Origin of the sequence: Paenibacillus tepidiphilus, from assembly GCF_008635795.1 — a bacterium.
GTDB lineage: Bacteria > Bacillota > Bacilli > Paenibacillales > Paenibacillaceae > Paenibacillus_AQ > Paenibacillus_AQ tepidiphilus.
This window is the reverse complement of the sequence record NZ_VWRQ01000002.1, coordinates 429,197-442,022: the sequence shown is the minus strand read 5'-3', so window position 1 is coordinate 442,022 and position 12,826 is coordinate 429,197. Positions and strand designations below refer to the sequence as shown.

General features: G+C 54.4%; 9 protein-coding genes. 7 read left to right on the top strand and 2 right to left on the bottom strand.

Going from position 1 to position 12,826, the window contains the following annotated elements:
- Window positions 1–13 precede the first annotated feature (13 nt).
- The gene (gene spoVB / locus F1379_RS04040; RefSeq protein WP_150266583.1) at window positions 14–1,597 is read right to left on the bottom strand and encodes a stage V sporulation protein B; all 1,584 of its coding nucleotides are present in this window, start codon (window positions 1,595–1,597) and stop codon (window positions 14–16) included.
- Window positions 1,598–1,792: 195 nt separating this feature from the next.
- On the opposite strand from spoVB, the gene F1379_RS04035 reads away from it, so the two are divergent.
- The 6 genes from F1379_RS04035 to F1379_RS04010 all read left to right on the top strand — a co-directional run bounded on the left by F1379_RS04035 (window position 1,793) and on the right by F1379_RS04010 (window position 8,835).
- Window positions 1,793–2,047, top strand: coding sequence for a post-transcriptional regulator (locus F1379_RS04035; protein ID WP_150266581.1), 255 nt, complete (start codon window positions 1,793–1,795; stop codon window positions 2,045–2,047).
- Between the two features lie 218 nt (window positions 2,048–2,265).
- Window positions 2,266–3,516 carry a protein translocase subunit SecD gene (gene secD / locus F1379_RS04030; protein WP_150266579.1) on the top strand — a complete coding sequence of 417 codons (1,251 nt, stop codon included), beginning with the start codon at window positions 2,266–2,268 and terminating at the stop codon, window positions 3,514–3,516.
- Window positions 3,506–4,408 (top strand): protein translocase subunit SecF, encoded by a 903-nt coding sequence (gene secF / locus F1379_RS04025; RefSeq protein WP_150266577.1) that lies wholly within the window; start codon window positions 3,506–3,508, stop codon window positions 4,406–4,408. The genes secD and secF overlap by 11 nt, the downstream gene beginning before the upstream one ends.
- A 122-nt stretch (window positions 4,409–4,530) precedes the next feature.
- Entirely contained in the window at window positions 4,531–5,496 is a 966-nt protein-coding gene (locus tag F1379_RS04020) for a cation diffusion facilitator family transporter (protein ID WP_150266575.1), read from the top strand.
- Between the two features lie 29 nt (window positions 5,497–5,525).
- Window positions 5,526–7,925 (top strand): single-stranded-DNA-specific exonuclease RecJ, encoded by a 2,400-nt coding sequence (gene recJ, locus F1379_RS04015; RefSeq protein WP_150266573.1) that lies wholly within the window; start codon window positions 5,526–5,528, stop codon window positions 7,923–7,925.
- Between the two features lie 391 nt (window positions 7,926–8,316).
- The gene (locus F1379_RS04010; RefSeq protein ID WP_150266571.1) at window positions 8,317–8,835 is read left to right on the top strand and encodes an adenine phosphoribosyltransferase; all 519 of its coding nucleotides are present in this window, start codon (window positions 8,317–8,319) and stop codon (window positions 8,833–8,835) included.
- A gap of 121 nt (window positions 8,836–8,956) precedes the next feature.
- Here F1379_RS04010 and uraA read toward each other — a convergent pair whose 3' ends face one another.
- Complete coding sequence (uraA, locus tag F1379_RS04005) at window positions 8,957–10,264, bottom strand: uracil permease (protein ID WP_150266703.1); 1,308 nt, start codon at window positions 10,262–10,264, stop codon at window positions 8,957–8,959.
- Between the two features lie 377 nt (window positions 10,265–10,641).
- On the opposite strand from uraA, the gene F1379_RS04000 reads away from it, so the two are divergent.
- Complete coding sequence (locus tag F1379_RS04000; RefSeq protein ID WP_150266568.1) at window positions 10,642–12,822, top strand: RelA/SpoT family protein; 2,181 nt, start codon at window positions 10,642–10,644, stop codon at window positions 12,820–12,822.
- The last annotated feature ends 4 nt before the right edge of the window (window positions 12,823–12,826 follow it).

The following is a 12,826-nucleotide window of genomic DNA, read 5'->3' as shown; positions in this document are numbered from 1 at the left end:
CCGCTGCGTCGGGTCAACGCCGCCGCTTCAGAAACGGCAGATGCTCCAGGTCACGCGCGGATATGAGGCCGGTAAGCAGGCATAGACCGAGATAAATGGCCATCCCGCAGATAGCCGAAATCAGGAATTTCAGCCAATCAGCGCCCGGGAGCGGCACTGAGGTATAGATATAGGACATACCCGCCGCCATGATAACCAAGGCGGCTACAGTCTTTATGGGATCGCTGACACGCACGGAAAGCTTGATCAGCCTGACCACGCTGTAGCCATGCAGCAAGGTCACAAGGACACTGTTGACGATGATGGCAATGATCGCTCCGTAGATCCCGAATTCAGGCCGCGAAGCAAGCAGCAGGATCAGCAGGATCTTGATTACGGCGCCGATCAGCGTGTTCAGCAGCGCCCGGCCGGGACGGTCCATCGCCTGCAGGGCTGCCTGCAGGGGGGACTGTATATACAGAAAAAGGGCAAACGGTGCCATCAGCCGGAGCATTGGGGCAGTATCTGCGTTACCATACAATATCGTGCAAAGCGGAACCGCAAAAATATACATAACAGCCACAAAGGGAGCCCCGGTAACCATGGCGAGCCGCAGGGCCTGCTGCAGCCGCTTGTGAATGGTGGGCATATCCTGGCGGGCAGCCGCTTCCGACAAGGACGGCACCAATGAAACCGCCAGAGAGGAGCTGAGCACGCCGGGCAGCAGCAGCAGCGGGATCACCATGCCCTGCAGCGAACCATACTGTGCCGTAGCCGCTGCTGCAGCGATTCCGGCCAGAGCCAGACTGCGCGCAGTGATGATGGATTCCAGCAGGTAAGAGAAGGAGCCGACCAGCCGGCCGGCGGTCACCGGTACGGCGATACGCAGCATCCGGCGCAGCAGTCTTTTGCCGGATGGTTCTTCCCCGGCAGAAGGGGCATCTGGCTGGACCACGGCGGAGGAAGCAGGGGCCGCCTTGTCCTTTTTTAACGAATAGGCATACTGCCAAAGCAGGACCAGCATCCCGGCCAGTTCGCCCACGGTTACGCCCAGCATCGCTCCGGCCGCCGCAAAGGCAATGCCCTTCGGGAGGAGCAGCCAGGCAAACCAAAGCATAAAGAAAATACGGATAACCGATTCCAGCACCGAAGACAAGGCAGAGGGAATCATGTTCTGTTTGCCCTGGAAGTAGCCCCGGTAAACCGCCGAAACTGCCACAATCGAGATCATCGGAATCATGCTGACAAAGGTATAATAGACGCGCTTGTCAGTCAGGATAACGTTGGCCACCCATGGAGCGGCGAAATAAGCAGCCAGTGTAAACAGCAAGCCCAGTGCGGTGCTGAGGGCAAGACCGGTATGCAGAATGCGCCTGGATTTGTCTGTCTGGTTCTCGCCTTCCGCCTCCGCGACCATTTTGGCGATGGCCAGCGGGATGCCGCCGGTAATGACGGTAACCAGCACAATAAAAAAGGGATAAGCCAGCTGATAGAGTCCCACCCCTTCGGCGCCCATGACACGGGGCAGAGCAATGCGGGGAATAAAACCCAGCATGCGGTTGATAATGCCGGCAGCCAGGAGGATCAGCGTACCTTGGATGAAGCTTTGTTTCTTCAATGGGCATTCCTTCTTCCCGTGATAAAATGGAAACCCGTTCACCGGTGTTTGTCCGTATAATTTATAGATATGCTGCATTAGGGCAACTCCATGACAAGCATTGGATGTGCAACTTTCGGCAGGCAAGCAGGAAAGCGAATGGGCGGGGGCGAATAGGTATAGGGATATTAGCGGGATTTGGGAGGTGTAAGACACGTGGAATCGGCAGATTGGGAGTATGACGAGCTTAGTGCGGATATCGAGGCCATGTGCGACAGCAAAGCGGAAGAATTCCGGCTCCTTGGCTACGAATATGTAACCGGGAAGGATATTTGGGAATGTGTCAGCCGCAGCTATGCCAAGGAAGGCAAGCCGCCTCTGCACAAGCTGGTGAACGATATCTATTCACTGAAGGCCGGAACTTATATGAATTATTTGACAATTTCCGCATATCGGGGCTTAAACCTATAAAAAGGAACCTTTTTCTTTTGCAATGAGGTACCGGAAGCAGTAAAGTAGAGTAGTGCCAATCAAGCTTTCTCAATCCAAACGGAGGGCTATCCGCAGGCGGCGGAGCCGGCCGTTTTCTTTGTGCCGTCAATAGTCCGGTAATCTGGTGGAAATTGACGGTGATTTCGCACGTGGCTATAATAGGAATATTGAGTAATGAAAGGGGAACTAGCAAGAGCATGAAAAGACTTATGGGCTTTATCATTACCGTGCTCGTATTAACAGGGGTCATGGCGGTTACCACTCCCGGCCTGCTGGACAAGGTTCGGCTTGGCCTTGACCTGAAAGGCGGATTCGAAATTCTGTACGAGGCAGAGCCGATGGATATCGGGGCCGAATTAACCCGGGCCTCACTGCAGAAGACGGCGGAAAGTCTCGAGAAGCGGGCGAACGCGCTGGGTACAAGCGAGCCTGAAGTAACTACTGAAGGAACGAACCGTATCCGTCTGAAGATTGCGGGTGTAACCGATGAAGCGGAAGTCCGCAAGAAGATGAAGGAACCGGCTGTACTGACGTTCCGCAGCGCTGCTGAAGGCGACGCAGCGGGAACCTACAGCAAGATTGAGATGGTGGGCAGTGACTTCGTCGAAGGCGCAGCCGAGGTTCAACGCGACCAGCTGAACCAGCCGGTTATCCAAATCAAGGTGAAGGATAAGGACAAATTCGCTGAGATCACGAAGCGTCTGCTGGGCAAGAATCTGGCGATTTATCTGGACGAACGCCAGTTGTCCGATCCGGTGGTGCAAGCTGTACTTACTGACGGCACTGCATCGATCTCCGGCAACTACACCCTGGATTCCGCCCGCGAGCTTGCGGATACGATAAACCTGGGCGCCCTGCCGCTGAAGCTGACCGAGAAATATTCACAGAGCGTCGGCGCGACACTAGGTAAGCAATCCCTTGATCAGACTGTCCGTGCAGGCATTGTTGGTTCCATTATTATATTGATTTTCATGATCGGCATGTACCGGCTTCCGGGCGTCCTGGCCAGCTTCGCGCTGCTTCTGCATACGTGGCTGCTGATCGCCGTATTTGTGGTCGCCGACTTTACACTGACCCTGCCCGGTATCGCCGCGTTTATCCTGGGTATTGGGATGGCGGTCGATGCCAATATCATTACCAATGAGCGGATCCGCGAAGAGATGCGCAGCGGCAAGAGCATTCTGTCCTCCGTCAAGGCTGGAAATAAAATTTCGTTCCGGACGGTCATGGATGCCAACGTCACCACCATTATCGTTGCGGCTGTTATGTTTGCCTTCGGTACAGGCGCAGTTAAAGGCTTTGCTCTGATACTGATTGTCGAAATTGTGCTCAGTATCGTAACCAACCTTTATTTTGCCCATTGGCTGCTTACCCTGCTGGTTAAATCCGGCATGCTCAAGAAGCCGAAGCAATTTGGGGTAAAGGAGAGTGAAATCAGTGCGCTTTAAGAAGGAACTGGATTTTGTACACTTAAGCAAGTATTTCTTTATATTTTCGATCGTGCTGACAATTCTCGGAGTACTCTTCCTGGCGATCTTCGGCCTGAACTACAGCGTTGATTTCAAGGCGGGCTCCAATGTGGACGTATCCTTGTCCAAGAATATTACAACCGAGCAGCTCCAGCCTGCGCTGGATTCGCTGAATCTCTCGCATGAGCCCAGCATTACACTCGGTGAGAATCGGGTGAACATCCGTTACGATGAAGTGCTGGATGATACGCAAAGTCAAGCTCTGCAAGCCGAGATTACCAAGCTCGACGATCAGGCATCCTTTGAGATCAATACGGTTGATACGGAAATGGCCAAGGAGCTGGCACGCAATGCCATTTACTCTGTCCTGCTGGCTTCTATCGGTATTATCATCTATGTCAGCATCCGCTTTGAATGGCGCTTCGCGCTGGCGGCGATTGTGGCCCTGCTGCATGACGCATTTATGGTCGTATCGATCTTCTCCATCTTCCGCTTGGAGGTGGATTTGACCTTTATTGTAGCGGTTTTGACCATTATCGGTTATTCCATCAATGATACCATCGTTATCTTTGACCGGATCCGCGAGAACCTGCGGTTCGGTAAACAGAAGACGTATGAGGATTTGAAGGCACTCGTCAACAAGAGTGTGGCACAGACCCTTATGCGCTCCCTGTATACGGCATTCACTGTATTTATTGCCGCGTTCTTCCTGCTTGTTCTGGGCGGAGAATCGATCAAGATGTTCTCGCTGGCCATGGTCATCGGACTTCTCTTCGGGGCATATTCCTCCATCTTTATCGCAAGCCCGCTCTGGCTGCTGCTCAAGAAGCGCCAGAAGCCATCGACGAAGAGCGCTCCGGCCAAGGCCTAATAGTTGCTATGCCTCGAAAAGCCGCGTCAAAGGCGACGCGGCTTTTCCAACTTCTTTCGTTACCAATGATGCGTAAGCCATCATCAAGAGATTACTTGCCAAAGGTAAGGGGGGGCCGCGTTATGAACGATGAACAATCACCGCGCACTGAGACGGTTGCCTGGGGCGGAATTGTCAGTGATATCGCCCTGGCTGTGATCAAGGGAGGCTTTGGGTATTTCTCCGGCAGCAAGGCGCTGCTCGGGGATGCCATATATTCCGGGGCGGATGCCGCTTCAAAGCTTGTGGAGACGTTTCCGTGGCGGCCTGGGCGGAATAGCGCCAAACGGCGGGTCCGCACGTTGGAACGGCGGGACAACAAGGAACCGGTAATGGCGGTTCTGATGTCTGTTTTGATTCTGATGTTCGGATTGCAAATCGCTTTTTCGGCGATCCGCGATCTGACCAGGGGGCATTTCTCAGCTCCGGGCGAGTTCGCCATTGTAGTCGTCCTGCTATCCATTGTGCTGAAAGAGGCCGTATTTCAGTATCAGTACCGGTATTTCCGTAAAAAGGGTGACGGGAGCCATGCGGCTTATGCGGAAAGCCACCGTTTCAGTCTGTACAGCTCATTTACCGTTTCGCTGGGGATTGCGGGGGCAGTCGCCGGCGGCGAGAACTATTTGGATTTCCATCCGCTGCTCTATCTGGATCCGATTGCCGCACTCTTGACCAGTTGTCTGATTGTACGCAAAGGCTACCAGCTGATTGCATCATCTATTTACGGCAAGAAGCATCACGAGCTGCCTGCCTCCGATACAGCCAATTTCGTGGAGACCGTGCAGCGGGTGCACGGCGTAATCCGTGTGGAATATTTAAAGGCGACGGAAGAGGGCAGCTATGTCAATCTCGAAGTCAAAATCAGCGTCAATCCGCGGATCACGGTGATAGAGGCGCAGGATATTTCGGAATGCGCCCGCAAGCTGCTGCAGCACCGCTTTGTACATGTAGGCGAGGTGCACATGGATGTTGTACCGTATGATCCGGGCTATCCCTACAAGAGCAACCACGAGCTCGTGGACAATGAACTTCCCTCGCTGCTTCAGTAGTTTGCAAGGTGAGAGAAAGGTGAGCATAATTGCTTTATTCAAAAACCAAGTGGCATTCTCCGGCAGCCGACCCCGACGTTGTTTCGGGGTTGGCCGGGAGCCTTTCCATTTCTCCTCTGCTGTCCAGTCTGCTGGTAACCAGAGGGCTCCACACGCCTGAAGAGGCTTTGGCTTTCCTGGACGGGGGAGTAGATGACCGGCATGACCCCTTCCTGTTGAAGGGGATGGCTGAAGCAGTTCCCCGTATTAGAAAGGCTCTGCAAGATGAAGAACATATCCTGGTGTACGGTGACTATGATGCAGACGGTGTCTCCAGCACCTCGCTGATGATCTATCTGCTTCGTCATCTTGGCGCTTCTTTTGATATATACATTCCCCACCGGGCCAATGAAGGCTATGGCCTGCATAACCATGCGCTGGACTGGGCGCTTCAGCAAGGCGTATCACTGATTATAACTGTCGATACGGGAATCAGCGCGTATGGGCAAATCGCCTATGCCTCATCGCTGGGTATCGACGTCATTGTAACCGACCATCACGAGCCGCCGGAACAGCTGCCGGAGGCTTACGCGCTGATTAATCCGAAGCAGCATGATTGCCCTTATCCGTTCAAAGGCCTGGCCGGTGTAGGCGTTGCCTATAAGCTGGCGGAGGCACTGCTCGGCGATGAGGTTCCTGCGGAGTGGGCGGAGATTGCCGCCATCGGCACGGTCGCCGATCTGATGCCTCTGCTGGGAGAGAACCGCCGGTTAGTGCGGAATGGTCTTGCGAGCATGCGCAATTCGCCTTATCCCGGCATTCGCGCTCTGTCCGAGGTCAGCGGAATCACGCTGAACACGGTTAGTGCGGTCAACATTGCCTTCGGCATGGCACCGCGCATTAATGCCAGCGGCCGGCTCGATCATGCCGGCCGCGCGGTGGCGCTCCTGACTGCGGAGCAGCCGCAGGAAGCGCTGCGGCTTGCCGAAGAGCTGGACCTGCTGAACAAGGAGCGCCAGCAGGTTGTAGAGCGTATCGTTGCCGAGGCCGTGGCACGGCTGGAGGAGCGGACCGGAGACGGACCGCTGCCGCATATCATTGTCCTGGCGGGGCAGGGCTGGAATGTCGGTGTGGTCGGCATTGTTGCTTCCAAGCTGCTGGAGCGCTATTACCGCCCGGTCATCATCCTTGATATCCATCCCGAGACGGGAATGTGCAAGGGCTCGGCCCGCTCCATTCCCGGTCTTGATATTTATGCGGCGCTTTCCTCCTGTGCCGGGCTTATGGACCATTACGGCGGCCATCCGGCTGCTGCCGGAATGAGCCTGCATATGGATCAGCTGGAGGCGTTCGCTGCGGCGCTAGATGACTATGCGGCCTCCGTACTCACACCGGAGCATCTCGTGCCGGTAACCGCCGCGGACGGTGAAGTTTCGATCGCCGAGCTGACGCTGCAGGCGGCCGGCGACTTGGAGCGGCTCGCGCCCTTTGGCATGGCTAATCCGCTGCCGAAGTTCATCGTACGCGGTGCAGTGGTGAAGGAGACCCGGACAATGGGGCAGGAGTCCAGGCATCTGAAGCTTGTCCTTCAGCAGGGCAGGCAGTCTATTGAAGCAGTAGCTTTCGGCAAAGGCCCGCTGGCCGCTCTGCTGCCTGCAGGTACGCCGGTTGACGTTCTCGGCGAGCTGACGGTCAATGAGTGGAACGGCTCCCGCAAGCCGCAGCTGATGCTCCAGGACCTCGCGGTGCCGGTGCCGCAGCTGTTCGATCTGCGCGGAGCGGCAGATGCGGTGAAGCAGGCGGTGCGGCTGAAGCAGCAGCTGCAGACCGGTGGAGGGAGCTTCAGCGCAGCGGCGGTGTTCCACAGCAGCCGCACTTCGCCGCTCGGCGAGCTGAAGGGGATGCAGCTGTGGGTATACGACGAGGAGACGGGGATCACCCCGCTTCATCCGGGAGCGGACAGCGGCTCCGCCGATGAAAGGGTTTCCCTGCTGTGTCTGCTCGATACGCCGGAAACGCCGGAGCAGCTCGATGCGGTGCTCGCCGCTTTCCCGCAGGCTGACAATATTGCGCTGCTGCATTCGCTGCGGGACCGGCGGGACCGTCTGCAAACTCCTACACGCGAGCATTTCGCCGTCCTTTATAAGCTGCTGGCGGCGGTTGCAGGTTCACCTGCACCGGAGCATGAAGTGCTGCTGCGGCTGAGCCGCCAGTCGGCGCTTGGGATACGGATGGTGGGCAAAATGCTGGATGTATTTGCCGAGCTGGATTTCATTACCCGCGAAAGCGGAATGATTACCTTTGTGACAAAGCCGGCGGCCAAGAGCCTGACGGCTGCGCGGAGTTTTGTCCGTTTAGGCGAGACGGCGGAGATGGAGCGTTACTTCATGGAGGGCAGCCCGGATGAGCTGGAGCATTGGATGCAGACCCGCCGTTTGGGTGCATCCTAAAGAGCGAATCCTAGTTATTGTTGTCCAATTAATTACTGGTTATGGGTGGACAAGTATAAGATGGCCATGCGCTAATGGATCATACAGCCGTTATTTCGCTGAGCAGCCCGGATTTGCCGATATAACGGACCCAGATGCCGCTATTCTTGTAAAACAGACAAGTCAGGCTAATGCTCACAAACCAAGCGCATGCTTTCGAAGCAAGTTTTGTACGATGCAGATACCGTGAGGCTTCCCTCACAAAACTAAGCCTATGCTTCCGAAGCAAGTTTTGTACGATGCAGACACCGTGAGGCTTCCCTCACAAAACTAAGCCTATGCTTTCGAAGCAAGTTTTGTACGATGCAGACACCGTGAGGCTTCCCTCACAAAACTTTTAGGAGATGATCAAATGGATTTTAAAAACAGTATCCGTGTAATACCCGATTTCCCGCAGCCGGGAATCAGCTTTAAAGATATCACCACCCTGCTCAAGGACGGCGAGCTGTACCGGGACGCCATCAACGAGCTGAAGGCACTTGTCGCCCATATGAAGATTGATGTCATCGCCGGTCCGGAAGCGCGCGGCTTTGTGGTTGGCGCTCCGCTGGCTTATGCCTTGGGTGTAGGCTTCGTGCCGATCCGCAAGAGCGGCAAGCTGCCCTATGAGACAATCGAAGTCGGCTACGATCTGGAATACGGCAAGGACACGCTGGCTATGCATACCGATGCAATCCAGCCGGGGCAAAATGTGCTGATCGCCGACGATCTGCTGGCAACCGGCGGCACGATCGCCACTTCGGTCAGTCTGGTGGAGCAGCTTGGCGGCAATGTGGTTGGCGCCGCTTTCCTGATCGAGCTGTCCCAGCTTGCCGGCCGTAACAAGCTGCCGGGCGTAGAGGTTGTATCGCTGCTCACGTACGAGGATTAAACGGGGCTTCTTTTCCCGGGAAATAAAAAGCGGAATGCTGTCGGTTTACGATGGCATTCCGCTTTTTTGCATATGCTTGTCATAAAAATTACTTCATTAATAATATCATACTATTCAGGGCTTAATGAGCGGATTTCTCGCCTTCCTGCTCATTGGACAGACCCAGAACCTCGATCAACTTGAAGAACAGTGCCAGTACCATACCGACAATCGTTGCCAGCGCCATGCCCTTCAGTTCAACTTCACCGAAGGTCAGCTTAGCGCCGCTGATACCGGTTACGAGTACCAGAGAAGCCATGATCATGTTGGTGGCCTTGGAGAAATCAACCTTCTGCTCCACGAAGATGCGCAGACCGGAAGCGGCGATAACGCCGAAGAGCAGTAAGGATACGCCGCCCATGACAGCAGACGGAATGTTGGCGATGACCGACGAGAAGGTTCCGGAGAACGAAAGCAGAATGGCGATGATGGCTGCGCCGCCAATGACGAATATGGAATATACTTTGGTAAGTGCCATAACGCCGATGTTCTCGCCGTACGTTGTATTTGGCGTAGAGCCGACTAAGCCGGAAATGATGGTTGAAATGCCGTTGCCCATCAGCGAGCGGTCAAGACCGGGGTCTTTGGCCAGGTCTTTGCCTACTATGTTGCTTGTAACGAGCAGATGGCCGATATGTTCAACGATAACGACGATGGATACGGGGATAATTGTGAAAACGACCTGCCAATCAAAGGACGGTGTCACAATGGTTGGAGCCGCCAGAAAACTTGCATCGGAGATGGCTGCAGTATCGACTTGTTTCAAAATCAGGGCCAGCACATATCCGGTTACGATACCGATCAGGATATGGATGATCTTGGGGAAGCCGCGGAACAGTACAGCGCCGATTACGGTCACGCCGAGTGTCACCATGGACAACGCAACGGTCTTCGGATCGGGAGACCAGTCTGCAGGGGCATTATTGGGAGCAATCAATCCGGCCATCTGCGCAGCCACTGGTACCAGCTCAAGACCGATGGTGGCGACGATGGCACCCATAGCTGCCGGAGGGAATACAACGTCAATCCAGCCGGTTCCCGCATAACGAATGATTAACGCGATAAGCACGAAGATGATGCCGGTAATGATAAAGGCGCCCAAAGCAAGCGAATATCCATGCTCGTGGTCCCCTTTATAATTATCGAGTACGCTAAGCACCGGTGAAATAAAGGCAAAGCTGGAGCCAAGGTAAGCGGGGATTTTGCCGCGGCAGATAAGAATGTAGAGCAGGGTACCGATGCCGTTCATCAACAGGATCATGCCCGGGTCTACCCCGAACAGGTTAGGGACAAGCACCGTACTGCCGAACATGGCGAACAGATGCTGCAGACTCAGCAGAAATCCGGGACCGAACGGGAGCTTTTCATTAACTTGAATTTCGCGTTGCAATGAGTTCACTTCTCTTTCTCTATGTGGTTTTTAGGAATGCTTGCGGAAAACCGCTTTTTCTAGATTAATGAGTACGGCGACATTTTACAACAACATTTTTTGCCCGCCACGAAATTGACTATTCTTGAGCCTGCACAGTGACAGGAATGCCATGCAATGGGAAGTGTTGACGTAATCCGCCGCAAGCGTCATAATAATAGACAACTTTAAACTTGTGTGCAGTTTGCCCTTGCTTGCCTGGCTTTAACCGTGAAGGAGGCTTAGGGCCGCTTCCGCTTACAGGATAAAACTCCGGCAGGAGTTTTTTCTTAACATATTAAGACTAGAGAAATCCCGGGAGGGATTTTTCATATAGAAAGGAAACGGATACGACGAGAATGGGCATAGAGCAATTAATCGAAAAGGCTAGCGCCTATATAAAAGAAAAGGATCTTCTCCGCATCCGCGAAGCTTACGAATTTGCCGATCAGGCCCATCACGGGCAGGTCCGGAAGTCGGGGGAGCCTTATATCCTGCATCCTCTGGCCGTAGCGGATATTGTCGTCAATATGCAGATGGATCTGATCTCGATTATTGCGGCACTGCTGCATGATGTCGTAGAAGATACCACGGTTTCGCTGGAGCAGATCCGCGAGAAATTCGGCGAGACCTGTGCCATGCTCGTGGACGGCCTTACCAAGCTGGAGCGCATCCGCTTCCGGTCCAAGGAAGAGCAGCAGAACGAGAATTACCGCAAAATGTTTATTGCCATGGCTCAGGATATCCGGGTCATTGTCATCAAGCTGGCAGACCGTCTGCATAATATGCGCACACTCAAGTACCAGTCGGAAGAGAGCCAGCGGCGGATTTCTTACGAGACTCTGGAGATTTTTTGTCCGATTGCTGACCGTCTGGGGATATCAGCGATTAAATGGGAGATGGAGGATATCGCGCTCCGTTATCTCAATCCGCAGCAGTACTACCGCATTGCCAATCTGATGCACAAGAAGCGGGCCGAGCGTGAGCAGTTCATCGACAGTGTCATCGGCCGCATCCGCACCAAGCTGGACGAAATGGGCATTGAAGGCGATCTTTCCGGCCGTCCGAAGCATATTTACAGCGTGTATAACAAAATGAGCACCAAGAACAAGCAGTTCAATGAAATTTACGACTTGCTGGCGATCCGGATCATCGTTGATAACATTAAGGACTGCTACGCGACTTTAGGCATTATTCATACGCTTTGGAAGCCAATGCCCGGCCGGTTCAAGGACTATATCGCCATGCCAAAAGCGAATATGTATCAATCGCTGCATACTACCGTTGTGGGGCCCGGCGGAGAGCCGACGGAAGTGCAGATCCGCACCTGGGAGATGCACCGCACCGCAGAGTTCGGGATCGCTGCCCACTGGGCCTATAAAGAAGGGAATGCGACCGCTGCCAACCCGGAGAACCGGATGCCGTTCTTCCGCGAAATTCTCGAGCTCCAGCACGAAGCGAAGGATGCCGAGGAATTTGTCGAATCGCTTAAAATGGACTTTTTCTCCGACCTTGTATTTGTGTTTACACCCAAGGGAGAAGTGGTGGAGCTGCCGGCAGGCTCAGTGCCGCTGGATTTTGCGTTCCGCATCCACACGGAGGTCGGGAACCGCACAATCGGTGCCAAGGTCAATGGCCGGATTGTGCCGCTTGATCATAAGCTGAAGACAGGCGATATCGTGGAGATTCTTACTTCCAAGAATTCATACGGGCCAAGCCGCGACTGGCTGAAGATTGCCCAGTCCTCGCATGCCCGCAGCAAAATCAAGCAATGGTTCAAGAAAGAGAAGCGCGAAGAGAACGTGGAGAAGGGCCGCGAAGCGGTGGAACGCGAGCTGAAGCGGCTCAGCATGGAGGTCTCCGATTTTCTTACGGAGGATAAGCTCAGCGAAGTCGCCAAGAAGTTTGCTTTTGGCGATGTCGAGGATATGCTCTCCGCTGTAGGCTTCGGAGGGATCACTGCTGCCCAGATTGCCAACAAGCTGACTGAGAAGGTCCGCAGGGAGCAGGAAGAGGCGGCAGGACATCTGGAATTGTCCAGCGAAATGAAGGAGATCAAGTCGAGCGGCGAGAAACGCAATCAGCCGACCAACGGGGTCCGTGTTAAGGGCATCGACAATCTGCTGGTTCGTTTCGCACGATGTTGCAACCCCGTTCCGGGGGATGATATCGTCGGGTACGTAACACGCGGACGCGGAGTATCCGTTCACCGCGCGGATTGTCCGAACATTCCGACCGAGGGCGACGGTGAAGATGCGGCCCGGGTGATCGATGTCGAATGGGAAGGCAGCATGGAGGCGAATTACAGCGTCGACATTGAAATTACCGGCCATGACCGCAACGGGCTTCTCAATGAAGTGCTGCAGGCCGTCTCTGAGAGTAAGACGAATATCTCAGCCGTTACCGGCCGCTCCGACAAGAACAAGATGGCGATGATCCATATGACGATCCTGATCCGTAATACCGATCATTTGCAATCGGTAGTGGACCGCGTTAAACGGGTCAAGGATGTATATACAGTGAACCGTATTATGCAATAGCAGC